16 protein-coding genes and 1 riboswitch are annotated in these 16,374 nt (G+C 61.7%); of the genes, 8 read left to right on the forward strand and 8 right to left on the reverse strand.

The window, feature by feature from the left end; genetic code table 11:
* Positions 1–133: 133 nt before the first annotated feature.
* Positions 134–2,074 carry a TonB-dependent receptor domain-containing protein gene (locus ACFPTO_RS13645; RefSeq protein ID WP_377711867.1) on the reverse strand — a complete coding sequence of 647 codons (1,941 nt, stop codon included), beginning with the start codon at positions 2,072–2,074 and terminating at the stop codon, positions 134–136.
* Between the two features lie 379 nt (positions 2,075–2,453).
* Positions 2,454–2,652: riboswitch (cobalamin riboswitch) on the reverse strand.
* Between the two features lie 469 nt (positions 2,653–3,121).
* Between ACFPTO_RS13645 and ACFPTO_RS13650 the strand changes: the two genes are divergently transcribed.
* Complete coding sequence (locus ACFPTO_RS13650) at positions 3,122–3,922, forward strand: COG4705 family protein (RefSeq protein ID WP_377711868.1); 801 nt, start codon at positions 3,122–3,124, stop codon at positions 3,920–3,922.
* Positions 3,923–4,033: 111 nt separating this feature from the next.
* Here the strand turns inward: ACFPTO_RS13650 and ACFPTO_RS13655 are convergent, their stop codons facing one another.
* Entirely contained in the window at positions 4,034–5,176 is a 1,143-nt protein-coding gene (locus ACFPTO_RS13655; RefSeq protein ID WP_377712105.1) for a DUF2827 domain-containing protein, read from the reverse strand.
* A 423-nt stretch (positions 5,177–5,599) separates the two neighbouring features.
* Between ACFPTO_RS13655 and ACFPTO_RS13660 the strand changes: the two genes are divergently transcribed.
* Positions 5,600–5,797: a hypothetical protein gene (locus ACFPTO_RS13660; protein WP_377711869.1), complete on the forward strand. Its 198-nt coding sequence runs from the start codon at positions 5,600–5,602 to the stop codon at positions 5,795–5,797.
* A gap of 65 nt (positions 5,798–5,862) precedes the next feature.
* On the opposite strand, the gene ACFPTO_RS13665 is transcribed toward ACFPTO_RS13660, so the two are convergent.
* Complete coding sequence (locus ACFPTO_RS13665) at positions 5,863–6,912, reverse strand: NAD(P)/FAD-dependent oxidoreductase (protein ID WP_377711870.1); 1,050 nt, start codon at positions 6,910–6,912, stop codon at positions 5,863–5,865.
* A gap of 332 nt (positions 6,913–7,244) precedes the next feature.
* Entirely contained in the window at positions 7,245–8,162 is a 918-nt protein-coding gene (locus ACFPTO_RS13670; protein WP_377711871.1) for a DUF72 domain-containing protein, read from the reverse strand.
* A 262-nt stretch (positions 8,163–8,424) separates the two neighbouring features.
* Between ACFPTO_RS13670 and ACFPTO_RS13675 the strand changes: the two genes are divergently transcribed.
* Complete coding sequence (locus ACFPTO_RS13675) at positions 8,425–9,276, forward strand: alpha/beta hydrolase (protein ID WP_377711872.1); 852 nt, start codon at positions 8,425–8,427, stop codon at positions 9,274–9,276.
* An 87-nt stretch (positions 9,277–9,363) separates the two neighbouring features.
* On the opposite strand, the gene ACFPTO_RS13680 is transcribed toward ACFPTO_RS13675, so the two are convergent.
* From ACFPTO_RS13680 to ACFPTO_RS13695, 4 genes are all read right to left on the reverse strand, one after another.
* Positions 9,364–9,714 carry a response regulator gene (locus tag ACFPTO_RS13680; RefSeq protein WP_377711873.1) on the reverse strand — a complete coding sequence of 117 codons (351 nt, stop codon included), beginning with the start codon at positions 9,712–9,714 and terminating at the stop codon, positions 9,364–9,366.
* Positions 9,715–9,965: 251 nt separating this feature from the next.
* Complete coding sequence (locus ACFPTO_RS13685) at positions 9,966–10,607, reverse strand: DUF1109 domain-containing protein (RefSeq protein WP_377711874.1); 642 nt, start codon at positions 10,605–10,607, stop codon at positions 9,966–9,968.
* On the reverse strand, positions 10,604–11,176 hold the full coding sequence (locus ACFPTO_RS13690; RefSeq protein WP_377711875.1) for a sigma-70 family RNA polymerase sigma factor: 573 nt from the start codon (positions 11,174–11,176) through the stop codon (positions 10,604–10,606). The genes ACFPTO_RS13685 and ACFPTO_RS13690 overlap by 4 nt, the downstream gene beginning before the upstream one ends.
* A gap of 60 nt (positions 11,177–11,236) precedes the next feature.
* Positions 11,237–11,539 (reverse strand): putative quinol monooxygenase, encoded by a 303-nt coding sequence (locus ACFPTO_RS13695; RefSeq protein ID WP_377711876.1) that lies wholly within the window; start codon positions 11,537–11,539, stop codon positions 11,237–11,239.
* 324 nt (positions 11,540–11,863) lie between these two features.
* Between ACFPTO_RS13695 and ACFPTO_RS13700 the strand changes: the two genes are divergently transcribed.
* The 5 genes from ACFPTO_RS13700 to cqsA all read left to right on the forward strand — a co-directional run bounded on the left by ACFPTO_RS13700 (position 11,864) and on the right by cqsA (position 16,356).
* Complete coding sequence (locus tag ACFPTO_RS13700; RefSeq protein ID WP_296653635.1) at positions 11,864–12,136, forward strand: BufA1 family periplasmic bufferin-type metallophore; 273 nt, start codon at positions 11,864–11,866, stop codon at positions 12,134–12,136.
* A 22-nt stretch (positions 12,137–12,158) separates the two neighbouring features.
* On the forward strand, positions 12,159–13,001 hold the full coding sequence (gene bufB, locus ACFPTO_RS13705; RefSeq protein WP_377711877.1) for an MNIO family bufferin maturase: 843 nt from the start codon (positions 12,159–12,161) through the stop codon (positions 12,999–13,001).
* Positions 12,998–13,828: an HvfC/BufC N-terminal domain-containing protein gene (locus ACFPTO_RS13710; protein ID WP_377711878.1), complete on the forward strand. Its 831-nt coding sequence runs from the start codon at positions 12,998–13,000 to the stop codon at positions 13,826–13,828. Before bufB ends, ACFPTO_RS13710 begins: the two co-directional genes overlap by 4 nt.
* 1 nt (position 13,829) lies before the next feature.
* Positions 13,830–14,303 (forward strand): DoxX family protein, encoded by a 474-nt coding sequence (locus ACFPTO_RS13715; RefSeq protein ID WP_377711879.1) that lies wholly within the window; start codon positions 13,830–13,832, stop codon positions 14,301–14,303.
* A gap of 760 nt (positions 14,304–15,063) precedes the next feature.
* Entirely contained in the window at positions 15,064–16,356 is a 1,293-nt protein-coding gene (gene cqsA / locus ACFPTO_RS13720; protein ID WP_377711880.1) for an alpha-hydroxyketone-type quorum-sensing autoinducer synthase, read from the forward strand.
* The last annotated feature ends 18 nt before the right edge of the window (positions 16,357–16,374 follow it).

Below are 16,374 nucleotides of genomic sequence, written 5' to 3' on the forward strand. Positions count from 1 at the left end.
CTCACTCGAACCGCGCGGGCGGCTACGTATCAATGCGCCCGTCAGTTTCGAGGAGGGGGGTGCAGATTCAACCGGTCGAGTTGCCGATACCGCGTTCGCTGCCCGTGAGAGCGGGCAGCGTTGAACCCTCACGTCAGAACGTATACGTGATCTTGCCGAACGCCGTGCGTCCGAGCGTGTTGTAACCGAAGGCGGTCACGTATTGCCGGTTGAACAGATTCGAAAGCGAGGCGGACAGCGCGAGATGCGGGTTGACCTGGTACGAGGCGCGCAGATCCACGGTCGTATACGACGGCAGATAAATCGTGTTGGCCTGGTCGTCGAACGTCGATCCGCCATACAGCACGGAAACGCCGGTGCTGAGCGCGTGCAGGTGCAGTTCGTCCCACATGTGATCGATGCTCAGGCTACCCGTCTGCCGTGGGCGACGGGGGAGCCAGCTCTGGCCCGTAACGTCCTGCGGATTCAGAATGCTGAAGGAGAGACTCACAGGCGTCGACTTGCCGAGCGAGCCCTTGTACGAGAGGTCGATGCCCTGAATGCGCGCCTGCCCAATATTGATGGGTGTGTAGGTCACGAAATCGGATGTGACGAGCGCGATGAGGTCGTGAACGCGGGTCTCGTAGACGGCCGCCGTGAACGTGCCGAACGACGTCGTCGCATCGAGCGCGGCCTCGACCGAGTTGCTGCGCTCGGGCTTAAGGTTCGGATTCGAGAAGCCCGGGTAGAACAGATCGTTGAACGTGGGCAGACGGAAGGCGTTGCCGTAGGAGACGCGTGCGGTGTACACCGGCGTGATTGCCCAGGCGAGCGAGACGTTGCCCGTGTTGACCGACTGACCCTGCACGATCTCGTGCCGGCCTGCGAGGAACAGCGTCCACGGGCCGAGCGTGGTCGACTGATGAAGCGACACGGCCGAATCGTTGCGCGCGGGAAGACCGCCCGGGATATCGAACGGCAGGAATGCCTGTTCGCGCGTGAAGTCGTAGGCGAGCTTCGTTTCGCCGGTCAGCGGCTGGCCGAACAGCCTGTGGCCCGTCTCCTGATGGGTGATCGACGTCGATGTGGAGAATCGCGTCGAATCGATTTCGTCGTTGGGAATCGACGGGTTGTGCGCGAAGAGGAACTGACGGTCGTTCGCGAAGCCGACTGACTGGTCGAACTGCGTGTACGGCGTAATGTCCAGATGGAACGCAGCGCCGGTCGTCAGTTGATTATCGCGTTGCAGGTTGTTCCCGCCCGCGTTATCGAACGAAAGCTCGGAGCGGTGATAGAGCGCGAAGGTCGAAATCGACCAGTTATCGCGCGCATATCCCAGGCGCGCATCGACATTTTGCGCGTGATACGGGTTGCGTCCGTCCTCGTGGCCGAACGCAAAAGGCTGGGTTGCGTCGATGCCCGCCGTGTTGTAGTCGTGCAGTCCGAGCGAGTAGGTGAGCCCGCCTAGCGCGGACATCGGCCCCGTCGACGGGATCGTGCCCGAGGTGCGCAGCTGCGTGTCGAACGTCTTGTTCGAGCCGCCGCCGAACGACGCGATTGTCTGATTCGGCTGGTTCGATGCGTGGCGCGTGAAGAGCTGCACGACGCCGCCGACTGCGTCCGCGCCGAACGAGGCCGCTGCCGGGCCGGAGATGACCTCGACGCGATCGAACGCGGAGGTCGGCAGATCCGCCCATTCGGCCACGCCGGTGGTCACGGAGCCGACGCGAATACCGTCGATGAATACGGCAACCTGATTGCCCGCCGAGCCGCGAATGCTGACCGCAGTGGCCGAACCCGGCCCGCCGCTCTGCGAGACGGTGATGCCCGGCAGCGTGGCGAGCGCTTGTGCGATGCCCGGATCGGCGGGAGAAAGACGATCGAGATCCGTACGCGTGAGGACCTGTGTGGTCGCGTAGCGCTGGTCGAACGATTGCGGCAAATGCTGGGCGTCGCCCACGACGAGAATGTCCGGCAGGGTGCTTGCCGCGCCCGGCTGCTCCTGTTGCGCAAGCGTTGCGTCGTCCGCGGCCTGGGCGCTTTGCAAGGCGCAGGCGGTGATGGCGGACGTGACGATGAGATGACGAAACTTCATGAGTGACTCTTCAAATACGTTTTGGGTCTGAACCGGATGCAGCGGCTGGCGCGGGCCTTGCGGCGCGCGCTTAGGCACGTTCGCTCCGATCGGCGATCGGAATGGCGCGGCAGTGCGCAATGCGACTAAAAGCGGGGCGAAAAGCGGAGCTAATACGCCCGATCAGAGGCGCGAGCGGACGAGACAGACGGAACGGATGAGCGAGCGGCTCGTGTGGTTCGAGGGAGCCGGCTGGCGGCGCGGCAATGCGGCATAGCCCGCAAGGAGGCGGGTCGAGAATTAACGGACATGTGACAGTTCCTGAGGCCGGGCTGTCCTTGCAACGAGCGACCGCACAGGGCGGTGCTGGCGCATCGGGACACCCCGCCCGGTGCGGCTGCTTGGACCTCGGTTGATGGCAGGTCTCCTGGCTTGCGGGTCGTTGTCCGGTGCCGACCTTCCCGGGTATCCCAGTGGTCGCGCCTGGCACGGACTCGCCGCTTACAGTTGCGGGGGCAGCCGCAGATTCGAAGCGTGGGTGCTTCTACTGCGTTCCCATTTGATCCCTTTGGCGGGAACCATCGACGCGAGAGGGTACAGATTCCCGCTCGCCGCCGTCAAGTTTTTGGCTAACAGTTGTTGTAAGTTTGCCCGCGACACTTTGGCTGCACAGCTTCAGCGTTGTCGGGCAGGAAGCGGCGGGCGGGTCATGCAATCCGCGTGGTCCCGCGCTTTCCCATACCTGAAAGTAATCGCCGTGCTGAATGACCTGCGTGATTTAGCTGGGCCGTTTCAATCCTGGAGACCGGCCTGGATTATTTCCGTTAAACAATATTTCTGCGTGAACTCATTGGGCGTCAGTTAATCGACGGACTCGTTGGCGATCCCGTCGTTAATGTGGTGCGGATCAATCTCGAACTGCGCCGTGAATACGGCGCACCGGCCGGATGCGTTCCGCCGGATCAGGCAGCGGAAAAGGGGGCAGTAGGTCGTTAAGCCGTTGTTAATTATGCGTGTCTATAATCACAGACTCTTTCGTTTCGTGTGTGCGACACAAGGAGTCTTTCGATGCAATCCAGCCCTCGAAGTTTGGTCGAACACGTCGTCAGCAAGGTGCCCGAGGTAACGCTCGGCTTTTGGATCATCAAGATCGCATGCACCACGCTCGGTGAAACCGGTGGCGATTGGGTGACGATGTCGCTCAATCTCGGTTATCTGATCGGCACGCTTATTTTCTTCGTCGCATTCGTCGTGCTGGTTTCAGCACAGATCCGCGCACGCAAGTTTTATCCGTTTCTCTATTGGGCGACCATCGTCGCCACGACGACACTCGGCACGACGCTGGCCGATTTCTGTGATCGCTCGCTCGGTTTGGGTTATCCCGGCGGCGTCTCGATCATCCTCGCATTGCTGGTCGCAAGCCTCGCGATCTGGTACCGCGTGGAGGGTACCGTTTCGGTTGAAAGTGTCGTGACGGCGCGCGTGGAGTGGTTTTACTGGGCCACGATTCTGTTTTCGCAGACGCTCGGCACCGCGCTCGGCGACTGGGTTGCCGGAGACGACCGCGGCGGCCTCGGCCTCGGCTATGAAGTCAGCGCGGCGATCTTCGGCGCTGGACTCGTCGTCGTCGGGCTGCTCTGGTTGTGGCCGCGCGCGTCGCGTACAGCGCTGTTCTGGGCGGCGTTCGTGCTCACGCGTCCGCTGGGCGCGACGCTCGGCGATCTGCTCGACAAGCCCCTCACGCAAGGCGGCATGCAGTTCAGCCGGTTCTATGCGTCGGGTATCCTGCTTGCCGTCATCCTGGGTTGCATCCTGCTGATCCCGCAGCGCGCCGCGCGTCGTGTGCCGGTGGCCGTGCGAGAACGTTGAGCGGATGGTGTTAAGGATCGTTCGCGCCGGGTGCGTATTGCACACCCTTGCACACCCGGCGCCGAACCTGGTACGAGCTTTACCCGTAGTTAGTCCGTACTTGGCCCGTTTTCAACTTGATGCGCCGATCAAGTGCGCGAGCAAGCTGTCGTACTCGGCCACGAGTGCGGGATTTTCGGGCGTATAACGCCTCAGTATGTCGCGCTGACGCCGCGTGTACTCCTGCCAGTCGGCATCATGCTCGCGCAACGCGCGCAGCAGCAATTCCGCTCCTTGTTGCACGTCGTTATCCGGGTAGTAGTAACCGAGATCCGGCGCCAGGCTCGCGTTATGGATGAGCGGATAGCCCTGCCAGCACACTTCCAGATAAAAGTAGTTGAGCGGGTTTTCCCACTGATGGGAAACGACGACATCGGTCAGTTCGGCGAGGAAATCCGGTGTGTCGAAGCGCCCGACGAAGCTTGCCTTGCCCGCGCGCACGATCTCGAGATAGTTCATCAACATCACGAATTCCGGGCTTGATTTCGCCAGATATTCGGCGTTGGTCGTATGTGCGAACGAGATGGCATCGGGCGCGCGACGGAAAACCTCGTCGATGATCAGCATCGGATAGACGCAAAACTTCACCACGTCGTGATTCGGCTCCATCACCGTCGCACGCTTCGCGTGCGCGCCGCTCGGCCGATATTCGCCATGATGGCGCAAACGTCGCGTGCGTTCCGTGAGGAACATCGGATCCCAGACGAACGGCACGACACGCCCCGGGCAGCGCCGCAGCGACTGCAGGTACGGCAGTGACGACGTCGCGATCTGCGGAATGGCCCAGACTTCGTTGAAACCGCGATTGATGAAGAGCGTGTTCCACAGACGCCGGCCAAACAGCATGGATTCCATCACGTTGATGTATTCGACGCCGCAGCAGTAGCTGACGAGCTTCGCGCCGCGCGCCTTCAGGTAGGCGGTCTGTTCGGCGTTGATCTGTCCGCCGAGTTCGATGAGCACGTCGAGCACATCTTTCACCTCGCCAAACGTACGGGTGTCGTAAGCCATGCGGTCCCACGGCAACGCATCGGTCAGCGGGACGTCGGTGGTGTTGACGAGCGTGACGCGATGGTCGTGCGGCGATGCCGTCAGCAGCTTCGCGAGAAAGAGCGCGTTCTGCTTGATGCCGTTGATCCACAGGCTTTCGTCGGGCGCGCGCAGGCCGATTGTGATACCGATGCGAAGGCCGTTCAGTTGGGGAGGGCGGTTCATTGTGGGCAAGGGCATGAGCGTCGAATCAAGTATGTCGGGACGGGTCGCGATCTGACGTGCAGACAGCATCAGATAGTTCGTTATGCAGATAATGCTGCGCATTCTGCCACGTATGCGACACGTCACATCTCCATATGCGGCCATTACGGCGTACACGGCATAGCGGGTCTCGAACATCGCGATGTCGTCTTCGGCCATGTCGCGACTTTGCGTGCAGGCTTGCAGTGCGCAAAATCTGCCTGAGCGGAAGAAACGCCAGGCGTTTGGCAACGTGTGCGGGCACCATGGAGCCGCCGATAAACCGCACGGCCTAAAAAAACCACACGGCCTGAAGAGCCTTGCCAAAAACCCCATCGTGCACTAAAAAACAGCTACCCGGTTCGCATGCTTGCCGGCCGTGCTATCTAAACTCAGGGAATACGCATGAACGAAAACAATCGCATCGCCTTTCTCGTGGCACGAGACGGCATGAGCGCTACAACGGAATGGGTGCGGCGAACGATGATCATCTATCGCCAGGCGGTGCTGACGAAGGGGCACTACGCGAACGGTCATCAATATCGCCGCGAGTTCATCCTGGCTTATTGCGCGTTCAAGAAGTGGCTCGGCCGTCCGGCGTGAAGATATCGGCGCCGCGCGCGGGAAAACGGCGCGGCGCTGTCATGCAGTGATGCAATCCCCGTTTTTCACGCTTCATGGCTGGCGACTACCCGCTCAGCCAGCCTGGCGTCGTAACTCGAATGGATGTGCACGCGTTTCTTGTCCGGGTAGGCGTAGTGGTACGCCTTGCGCAGGGCAAGCGATGCTTCGTGGAAACCGGAAAGAATCAGCTTCTGTTTGTTCGGATAGGTGGCAATATCGCCTGCCGCAAAGATGCCGGGCACCGAGCTTTCATAGCTCGACGTGTCGACTGCGATGCGCCCGCCCAGCATGTCGATTCCCCAGCCTGCAATCGGACCGAGATCGGAAACGAGCCCGTACAGCACGAGCAGTTGATCGGCGGCTAGACTCACCGAACCGTCGATCTGACGAATCTCGATCGATTCGAGCGCGCTGCCCTGTGCGTTCAGTCCCGCAATCATCCCCAGGACAAAATCCATTTCACGCGCCTCGATTGCGCGGCGCACTTTTTCGACGCTCGAATCCGCTGCGCTAAAACCGTTGCGGCGATGGACGAGCGTGACGTGCTGCGCGACCGAGCGAAGTTCCAGTGCCCAGTCGAGTGCGGAGTCGCCTCCGCCCGCTACCACGACTTTCTTCCCGGCGAAATCAGCGAGTCTCGGAACGCTATAGTGCAGCGCATGCCCTTCGAGCAGCGCGGCTTCCGGCAGTTGCAACCGTTGCGGGACAAACGAACCGTTACCAGCGGAGATCAGGATCGCCGTTGCTTCGAACGTGAGACCTTTATCGGTGCGGGCGCGCCATTTTCCGTCGTCGCGGCGCTCGACCGTTTCGATGCGATGGCCGAGATGCATGGGAGGGGAGAATGGTTTGCATTGCTCAACAAGACGGTCGACGAGTTCGCGTGCGGTGCACATCGGAATCGCCGGAATATCGTAAATCGGTTTGTCGGGATACAGCTCGATGCATTGGCCGCCCGCCCGCTCGATGCCATCCACGATTTGACACGAGAGGCCGATCACGCCGGCTTCGAATGCTGCGAACAGACCGACAGGTCCAGCGCCGATGATCAGTACATCGGTGATGATCGGTGCGGTGTTTGCCGGAGAAGTCATAGGTGCTCCTGGTGCAAGACAGAATGCATCGGTTGGCGATGCACAGTTCCACGATACAGTTGCGCATACACGCTGGCAATGAATTCAATACTGGGGGTGGGGGCAAGAACGCGCGGCTGCGACAAGGAATACCGAGCCGCGAACATGGTTTCTCGATGGGGAAAGCGAGAGAAGGCGATTGACGCAGTAACCATACGAGCGGCATGACTTCTCGCCAGAAGCCGAAAACAATGCGGCTATCCGTGCAAGGAGAAGAGGGATGGCTCTAATCCAGTCGAGTGCACGTCAATTGCCAACACGGATTTCCAAAGCGGATTGCACAACGCGTTGTGCTATTCACCTCGCGCGACAAGCGGATTCCCCAACATTGCCATGAGCGTGCGCGCATTGCGCTGTCCCTGATCTTCGTAGTTATTGTTGAAGAGCACATGCGTTTGCGCGACATGGGCGGCGATCTTGCGAATCTCTTCGGCGAGACCGGCCAGCTCGTCGTCGTTGTAGTCGTAATTGAAGCGCTCGCTCGATGCCGTTGCACCTTTGATATTCCATGTTGCCTGATTGCGCCCATGCAGGCGAACCAGCGCAAGCGTGTCGTTCGTAACCTCCCATACCGACGGAATCGTATTCGCTGGGCCCTGTGGTTTGTCGGCCACGACGTGAACGAGCGCGTGCTCGCGCTCGAATGCGAGCGTCGAAGCGGCGTGCGCGTCGTCAAACCATGAACGGTTTCGAAATTCGACAGCCATGCGATAGCCGGGCGGCATCTGCTCCGCGCAATGCGCGACGTGTGCGAGGCCATCCGGTCCCGACGTGACCCACGGTGCGAACTGGAAATGCACCGCACCCAGTTTGCCCGCGTCGTGCAATGGCGCGACGGCTTCGAGAAAGCGTCGCCAGAGTTCGTTGCGAATCGCGTCGGGCATGTCCTTGTAGTAGAGGTTCGCTTTGCCGTTCTGTGGCAGTGCGGCCTGCATGTCGCCCGGAAACGTGTCGCGCGGTGTCTGATGGCCGGTGAAAAGGCGGAATGCCTTGATGTTGAAGACGAAGTGCGGCGGTGTGCGTTCGACCCAGAGCGCGGCGTTCGAGCCGCTCGGCATCGCGTAGTAGCTCGAATCCACCTCGACGATTGGAAACTGGCTCGCGTAGAAGCGCAACCGCGCCTCCGCGCTGGTGCAGCCGGACGGGTAGAACCGCTTGCTCTTGATGAGCGTGGGATCGGTCCAGGATGCGGTGCCTACCAGAATGGACATGACGCGTCTCCTGGTAAAAGAGGCCGCGTGGCGGCGCGCACTGTTCGCCGTCGCGGGATTCGTCGCGTGATTCGTTATTGTGCGCGCGAGTCCGGTGTGGCAGCGGCGAGAAGGGCCGCGCGATTCCTGCCTTCCTGACAAACCGTAGGCTTGCCTGAAATTTGGCTGAAAGTACCCGTTGTTAGAGTCGTCCAAGGCGTATGGCCGCCCGGCGCTCGAATGCGCTCGGGTGCAAAGGCAGATAAGACAAGAGCGAACACTCATGAATCAGGCCCGCGCATTCTGGCTCGTTTTGACGCTGTTCTTTACCACGCCCGTCTGGGCATTCCAGACGGGGGTCGTGTCCATCCCGAGCGTCGCCATGCGGCGTGCGTTCGACGCGACGATCGTGCTACCCGACGACTACGCGCGCGGCGATCACACGCAACGTTATCCGGTGATCTACGTATTGCACGGCTCGGGCGGCGACTATACCGACTGGACTTCGAACGCGCCGATCGGCCGGCTCGCGGACCGGTATCACGTGATTCTCGTGATGCCCGACGGCGGCCATGAAAGCTGGTATATCGACAGCCCGTTCGACCCGCGCAGCCAGTACGAAACATACGTCGGCACCGAAGTGGTGAACTGGATCGACGCACGCTTTCGCACCATCGCTGCCAGGCAGGGCCGTGCGATCACGGGCCTGAGCATGGGCGGCTTCGGTGCGCTGCGTATCGCGCTCGACCGGCCGGGAACATTCGGTGCGGCAGGCAGCATCAGCGGCGCTGTCGATCCGCGCAAGTGCGAAGACGAGCCCGGCATCGACCGCGTATTCGGCGATCCCGCAGAGCATGCCGCGTTCTGGAACAGCAATGCGATCGTTGCGAACGCGCGCGAGTTCGAGCGCGACCATATCGATCTGACCATCGATTGCGGCGTGAGCGACGGCTTCGTCACATCGAATCGCGCACTGCACCAGCGGCTCGTCGAACTGGGCGTTCCGCACGACTACGCCGAGCGTCCTGGCGGGCACACGTGGTCCTACTGGTCCAATGCCATTCGCTATCAGGTGATGTTCTTCGCCACCTCGTTCCGGCACAACGGCTGGCATCGGCAGTCCGCGCAGGTTTGACGGTTGCGCTTTACTTGCAGCCGCAACATCGCGCATTAACTGCTATTGCGAATTAAATCGCAAATTGCGCTGGGCGCTTACGGCATCTCACGGCAACTGCATGCGACGCAGCATGTCGATCAGTTGCGAACCGGCAAACGGCTTGCGCAGAAAACCGACCACATCGGCGCCCGGCGGCGGCGTGACCACCGCCGACATCAGCACGAGCGGCACGTTGGCCAATTCGCGATTGCGGCGCAATTCCCGCATCAGGGTCAGGCCGTCCATATCGGGCATCATGCAGTCCGATATCACGACGTCGGGCGGCTCGGCGAGCGCGCTGCGCAGCGCGTGCGTGCCGTCCGCGGCCGTCATGACCCTGTAGCCCTCCTGACCGATCAATTCCTTTAGCGCATCGAGCGCGTTGACGTCGTCATCGACGAGCAATACGGTAGCCATAATCCTTTACCCGAGTGACGCGGACCAGACAGCGTCCTTGTTTTCGCATCTCTGCTGCCGGTGCGTGCTCGCATTAATGCGGGCGGGACCCGGCGTTCATCAGATCATTCGCAAGTGCCGTTCCCGGCCCGGGTCGGAATGCGATGCGCTCGGGGTTCGATCGAAGATACGGCGCGGATGCCGTTGTGCGCGCGCTGGAGCGGATAACAGAGCGGATAACAGAGCGGATAACAGCGTGGATACCGGCGCGGTTACCAGCGCAGCAGCTTCGGGCCGAGCCACGCGCCGAGCGCCGCTGGAATTGCCATCCCAAGCAGGTACCAGAAAGCCCAGAATGGCGCACTCATTTCGGGGCAATGCAGGCAGTAGGCGAGCGTCGCCGTGGCGCTCGCGAGCAGTCCGCCCGCGAAACCGGCGGTGCGCAGGCGCGTGGGCGCAAGGCCGCGCAGCGCCCAGAAAACGGCGATGAAAGAGGGGACCGAAAGCAGCGCGATATTGAACGGACACACGCGCCACGTCTGCCCCATGACGAGCGGCAGGCGCGCGTCGGGTGCGGCGAACCAGAGGAGCGCACCCGCGCCGATCCATACCGCGACCACAGGCCAGGCCACGGCAGCCCATGCCATGCCGGGCGTACCGGCGGGCCGCGCCAGCCGCGTGGTGGCGAAAAGGGCGCCGAGCGCGATGAAGAACGGCAGCGCGAGCTTGAACCAGAAGACCGGCGTGGCGGCCACGGTCGCGAGATCGGGGCGCACGCCAAAGACAAGCGACACCAGCAGCGTCGAGCCCGCGCCGCCCGCGATCAGCGCCCAGCAGAAGCGGCGGGCGACCACGTGACGGTCGACCGGCGCAGCACCCGTGGCGAGTAACGAAATGAGATCCTCTGTTTTCATGATGCGTTTTGAAACATCATCGCGAGCGCTTTGAGGCCGCGGTGTACGCCTACTTTCACGGCCGACTCGGAAAGGCCGGTCAATTTCGCCGTTTCCGTTACCGAAAGCCCCTGAAGTTTCACGTGCAGGATCGGCAGACGCTGCCGGTCCGGTAATTGCTCGAGCAACTTGCTCAGATCGCGGCTGGCATCGGCGGCTTCGGTATCGGAAGTGGCAAAAATCTCCAGCTCCTCGTCGAGCGGTATTTGCAGCGCCTCACGCCGGGCGCGCGCGCGGAAAAAGTCGGTCAGCTTGTAGCGCGCAATGGCGTGGACCCACGCCGTAAGCGGCTGGTCGGGCCGATACGTGGCTCTTCCGTTGTGTACGGCCAGCAGGATTTCTTGCACCAGATCCTCCACATCGTCCTGCAGCGCAAAAAGACGCTTGCGCAGGAAGCCGCGCAGATGCGCGCTCAGGTCGGCGAGAAATGCCTGATAAGCGGCTGTATCACCGTCGAGGCCGCGCACGAACAGCGCCTTCAGCCGTTCCTCCGTGCCGCGCGCAGGCTCACTACCCGTAGTTCGATTCATCGCGAACTCCGGTTACAGCGCAGACGAAACAATATGCACGCGTGCGCAACGCCGCGCGCATCAGCCCGGCAGCTTGTCCGCGAGGACATCGGCGCGGCGGATCTGTGGGGCTTCGGCGAGCAGTTCTGCCGCGTGCGCTATCAGGGCGGCAGCGACCTTTCCGCTCAGATGGGCGTCGCGGCCGGATTCGTCGTCGAAGGCGTCGAAGATTGCAAACGTCTGTGCGTCGAAGCGCGCTCCGAACCATGCACGCGTGGCGGGTTCGGCATCGACCAGCGGCTTTGCGCCGGTGAGGAAGGCGGTCAGCGCGTCCTCTTTGCCGGAACGGGCTTTCAGCTCGACGTATAACGCGTAGCGGGTCATGACGATGCTCCGGTGGCTGGGAAAAGATCCCTGTTTATAGTCGCGGCCCTTGGCGTCGTTCGTCAAGCACGGGCTGTGCGGTTTTCTTTCCGATGGCTTTCGGTAATTGCGCGGTGTGTGGCGTGGTGCGCGTCCGTACGTCTATTCGTCCGGCAGCGGTTTTCGGTTACAGCCAAGGGCAAAAAAATATTGCGTCGAAAAAGCGCATCGCGCTGTAACCGCTGGGTGGGCCGCCTCGTATTTACAGGCAGATCGCTCGCGCATCAATAAAGAAGGCGATAACGATCTGAATACTGTTCTTTTTAAACCAGTCGAGGCTATATCATGAGTACTCTTAAATTGTCGGCGGCAGCAATAATTCTTGCCACGCTTGCAAGCGGCGCGAGCGCTGCTCAGGCTCAGGGTGGCAGCGTGGAAAAGTGTTACGGCGTTGCGATGGCCGGCCACAACGACTGCAAGGCGGGGGCGGGGACGACCTGCGCCGGCTCGCAAAAAATGGACTACGACGGCATTCACTGGAAGAACGTGCCGACGGGAACCTGCACGACGATCCAGACGCCGAAGGGCCACGGTTCGCTTACGCCGCTTCAATCCTGACGCGCACGGCCGCCCGACCATCATGAATACGCCATTCGAATGCGGCGCCGGACTCGGCCTCAAGCCGCAGCACTACGACGATGCGCTCAACTGCGATGCGCGCGGCTTGTGGTTCGAGATCCATCCGGAAAACTACATGGTTGCGGGCGGCCCCCGTCTCGCGTGGCTCGAGGCGATACGCGAGCGGCACGCATTGTCGCTGCACGGCGTGTCGATGTCGCTTGCCGCCGACCGCGCGCCGGATGCGGCGAATCTGCACCGCCTGCGTGAGCTTGCGCGGCGTGTGCAGCCCGCGTGGGTGTCCGAGCATCTGGCGTGGTCGGCGTGGGGCGGCCACTATCATCCGGATCTGCTGCCGTTCCCGCGTAACGGTGCGGCGCTCTCGCGCATCGCCGCGAACATCGCCTGTGTGCAGGACACGCTGGGGCAGCGCATTGCTATTGAAAATCCGTCGCACTATCTGAGCGTCGAAGGTCATGAGTGGAGCGAGCAGGCCTTTCTCGCCGAACTGGTGCGGCGCACAGGCTGCGCGTTGCTGCTCGACGTGAACAACGTGTATGTGAGCGCACGCAACATGGGTTTCGATGCGAAGGAATGGCTCGATGCATTCCCGGGCGAATTTGTAATCGAAATCCACCTTGCGGGACATAGCGTCGATACGCAGACACAGCCGCCACTCCTGATCGACTCGCATGACGCACCCGTCGATGACGCCGTATGGGCGCTCTACCGGCATGTGATCGCGCGTTTCGGTGCGCGGCTCACGCTGATCGAGCGCGACGATCACATCCCCGGATTCGTCGAACTGCTCGCCGAGCGCGCGCGCGCCCAGGCGATCCTGGATGATGCGGAGGTGACGGTATGAACACCTCGCTCGCTGCGTTCCAGGATAGTTTCATTCGCGCGCTGTATGGCGCGACAGAAAGCGATCCGCGTGTGGCGGCGGTGGCCGCTCAACCGGGCTTTGCCGTGTACCGCAATACCGTGTTCAAGGGCTGCGTGGATGCCTTGCAGGCGAATTTTCCGTCCGTGCAGCGGCTCGTCGGTGAGGACTGGTTTCGCGCAGCGGCGCTTGTCTATGCGCGTGCCACGCCGCCCGACGACGCGCGTCTTCTGCTATACGGCGCGACCTTTCCCGCGTTTCTCGAAGCGTTCGAGCCCGCGAGCGCACTGACTTATCTGGCCGGTGTGGCGCGTCTGGACCGCCTGTGGATCGAGTCGCATGTCGCGCCCGATTTTGGGTCCGAAGTTGTGTCCGAAGTTGCGTCCGAAAACACGATGCGGCGTGCCACGGAAATCACGCGTCTTTCTCCTGACAAATTCTTGCGGACCGTCCTGCTTCCGAACGCGACTGCGCGCTGGGCATGGTTCGACGCGCAACCGGTCTACACGATCTGGCGCGCGACCCGGGAAGAAGTGGCGCTGCCCGATCCACTCGACTGGCGCGGCGAGGGTGTATTGCTGCTGCGCGCAGGCGGACGCGTGACGTGGCGCCAGGTGGGCAAGGGAGTCTGTGCGCTGCTCGACGCCTGCGCGGCTGGCGTGACGTTCGGGAATGCAATGGAACGCGCACTCGAGGTCGAACCGGATCTCGATCTCGTGAGCATCACGGCTACGTTGTTTGCCGACGGCGCGATTAGTGCAGCCGTCACCGGCCCGGACATCGGGTTTCACGAAATACACGGAGACTGAAATGGACACGACCCGCATCGCCGCGGCTTCGCCGCTCTCGCATCTGCGCGCAGGCTGGAATGCTGCCGCCGATCTGGCCAGCCGCATCATCGGTCATTCGCTACTGGCGTTGATTTGCCGCTTTTCGATTGCGGCGATCTTTTTCATGTCGGGCCGCACGAAAGTGAGCGGCTTGCTGACGATCACGCAGGGCACCTACGAACTCTTTCGAAACGAATACAGGATTCCGCTCATCGCGCCGGAGCTGGCCGCACATATCGCAGCGTACTCGGAGCACTTCTTCCCGCTGTTGCTCGTGCTCGGACTTTTCACGCGTGGTGCGGCGCTCGCGTTGCTCGGCATGACAACCGTAATCGAAGTGTTCGTCTATCCGGATGCATGGCCAACGCATCTCTCGTGGGCCGGTTTACTGCTCTATATGATCGCGCGTGGCGGTGGCAGGCTGTCGTTGGATCGGCTGCTGGGTATCAAATAGGGACGTGTTGAATTGAAGGAGGCGTGTCTGAAATAAATATCGACATGTAATGCTAATTAATATATTGGAAAGCAAACATTCATTTTGTCTGTTTCAGGAAGGGCGCGTTTCGCGCATGTCGCTTCAAACCTGATCGCTCGGCACTTCATATTATGCGCAATGTATCGTCCGGTACCCGAATTCATGGAGTGTGCGCCGCATCACGCTATTTCCAGATTCAGGAAGCATAGTTAACGCCGCCAGGCCCGTCCTGGCGCGATTTTTTGCCGGATAATCGTTTCACTTGCGTCTCGTGCGTCGGACCGCGTTCTACGCGGAAAGTCTCACCTCGCGGATAACCGGCGCAGCCATTTCAGCGCGCCCGTCGTATCGACCGGGCGCCCCTTCCTTCATCAATATTGGCGATCACGCGAGGCGGAAGTCGTGCGGGTGTCGGGGCGTCCATTGATGGTGGCCAAAGGCCGCAAACCAGATCAGCGCCGTTTTTGCGTGGCCGGGAAGGCCCTATGAAGCGGCAGTGCGGTCTTGCGCACACCTGCGCATTGCTGCCGCACACATTGCCCCCGTCTGCTCTGCATCCTGATGACCGTGTTCGTCGGTCATCGCCTCAACCTTTTCTATCTGCCCGAGATCATGACGTCAGCGGCATGCCGATCGTGCATGGCGTAGTCGCACGGGCATTTTTCCGGCCAGCCATTCCCAGGTATCGCTAACGGGGCGAATTACCCGGAGGGCGGCCTTTAACCACGAGGAGCATCAAATGAAACTTCGCAGCAACTGGCGCAGCGCCCAAAACAACGACGCGGCATTGCCGGCCATTCTCGCAGCGCGTGTCGACCGCTATTACCGGGAGCGGGTGCAGGAGCACTGGGCAGGCGGGCACATCATGATGGGGCGCGAGCCGGGAAACGATGCATTACATCTGTCGAGCAACGACTATCTTTCAATTGCGCGCCATCCCGAGATTCTCGACGCGGTGTGCGCGAATATCCGCGCCGAGGGCAATGGTCTGCTGATGTCCGGTATTTTCCTGCACGGCGACGCGTGTCCGCAACTGCAGCTGGAAGACCGGTTCGCCGCCTATATGGGCGCGGAAGCCGGCGTGCTGTGCCAGTCGGGATTCGCGGCCAATACGGGGCTGATCCAGTCGATTGCCGACGCACAGACGCCGATCTACGTCGACATGATGGCGCACATGTCGCTTTGGGAGGGCATTCGCAGTGCCGGTGCGCGCGCAATCAGTTTCCTGCATAACGACGTCGATCACCTCGAACAACGCATCGAGCGCAATGGTCCGGGCGTCGTGATCGTCGATTCGGTGTACAGCACGAATGGCAGTGTGGCGCCGCTCGCCGCCATTGCCGATGTTTGCGCGGAACACGATTGCGTGCTCGTCGTCGACGAATCGCATTCGCTCGGCACGCACGGGCCGCACGGCGCTGGGCTCGTTGTCGAGCTGGGCCTGACCGATCGCGTCCATTTCCGCACGGCGAGCCTCGCCAAGGCGTTTGCAGGCCGCGCGGGCTTTATTAGTTGTTCGCGTCGCTTTCAGGAGTACTTCAAATTCGAGGCGTTGCCCGCGATTTTCAGTTCGACGTTGTTGCCGCACGAAGTGGCGGGGCTCGCGGCCACGCTCGACGTGATCGAACGGGAAGACTGGCGCCGCATGCGGCTTGCCGCGAACGCACGCTACCTGCGCGTGCGGCTCACTGAACTCGGCTACAACCTCAACGGCAGCGAGACGCAGATCATCGCGCTGGAAGCGGGCCCTGAGCAGCGGACCATCGTGCTGCGCGACGCGCTCGAAGCACGCGGCATCTTCGGCTCGGTGTTTTGCGCACCCGCGACGGCGCAGAACCGCTCGCTTGTGCGGATTTCGGTGAATGCGGCGCTGACCGATCAGGAACTGGAACGCTTCATCGATGCGTGCGACGAGATGCGCGGCGAGGTGGACATGTGGAACTGGCCGTCCACGCGGCGCGCGGCTGGGCGCGGCGCGGCCCGCGCCGGGGTGCGTCAGGTGCAACCTGTCGCAGAGCGTGCGACGGCTTGATGAAGGCGCGGCGTGAGG

This window comes from Paraburkholderia denitrificans, from assembly GCF_042655705.1.
Lineage (GTDB): Bacteria > Pseudomonadota > Gammaproteobacteria > Burkholderiales > Burkholderiaceae > Paraburkholderia > Paraburkholderia denitrificans.

Bases quoted from the DNA above. Each gene is read 5' to 3' on its own strand.
- ACFPTO_RS13645 (WP_377711867.1), bottom strand. From the start codon at position 2,074: ATGAAGTTTCGTCATCTCATCGTCACGTCCGCCATCACCGCCTGCGCC.
- ACFPTO_RS13650 (WP_377711868.1), top strand. From the start codon at position 3,122: ATGCAATCCAGCCCTCGAAGTTTGGTCGAACACGTCGTCAGCAAGGTG.
- ACFPTO_RS13655 (WP_377712105.1), bottom strand. From the start codon at position 5,176: ATGAACCGCCCTCCCCAACTGAACGGCCTTCGCATCGGTATCACAATC.
- ACFPTO_RS13660 (WP_377711869.1), top strand. From the start codon at position 5,600: ATGAACGAAAACAATCGCATCGCCTTTCTCGTGGCACGAGACGGCATG.
- ACFPTO_RS13665 (WP_377711870.1), bottom strand. From the start codon at position 6,912: ATGACTTCTCCGGCAAACACCGCACCGATCATCACCGATGTACTGATC.
- ACFPTO_RS13670 (WP_377711871.1), bottom strand. From the start codon at position 8,162: ATGTCCATTCTGGTAGGCACCGCATCCTGGACCGATCCCACGCTCATC.
- ACFPTO_RS13675 (WP_377711872.1), top strand. From the start codon at position 8,425: ATGAATCAGGCCCGCGCATTCTGGCTCGTTTTGACGCTGTTCTTTACC.
- ACFPTO_RS13680 (WP_377711873.1), bottom strand. From the start codon at position 9,714: ATGGCTACCGTATTGCTCGTCGATGACGACGTCAACGCGCTCGATGCG.
- ACFPTO_RS13685 (WP_377711874.1), bottom strand. From the start codon at position 10,607: ATGAAAACAGAGGATCTCATTTCGTTACTCGCCACGGGTGCTGCGCCG.
- ACFPTO_RS13690 (WP_377711875.1), bottom strand. From the start codon at position 11,176: ATGAATCGAACTACGGGTAGTGAGCCTGCGCGCGGCACGGAGGAACGG.
- ACFPTO_RS13695 (WP_377711876.1), bottom strand. From the start codon at position 11,539: ATGACCCGCTACGCGTTATACGTCGAGCTGAAAGCCCGTTCCGGCAAA.
- ACFPTO_RS13700 (WP_296653635.1), top strand. From the start codon at position 11,864: ATGAGTACTCTTAAATTGTCGGCGGCAGCAATAATTCTTGCCACGCTT.
- bufB (WP_377711877.1), top strand. From the start codon at position 12,159: ATGAATACGCCATTCGAATGCGGCGCCGGACTCGGCCTCAAGCCGCAG.
- ACFPTO_RS13710 (WP_377711878.1), top strand. From the start codon at position 12,998: ATGAACACCTCGCTCGCTGCGTTCCAGGATAGTTTCATTCGCGCGCTG.
- ACFPTO_RS13715 (WP_377711879.1), top strand. From the start codon at position 13,830: ATGGACACGACCCGCATCGCCGCGGCTTCGCCGCTCTCGCATCTGCGC.
- cqsA (WP_377711880.1), top strand. From the start codon at position 15,064: ATGAAACTTCGCAGCAACTGGCGCAGCGCCCAAAACAACGACGCGGCA.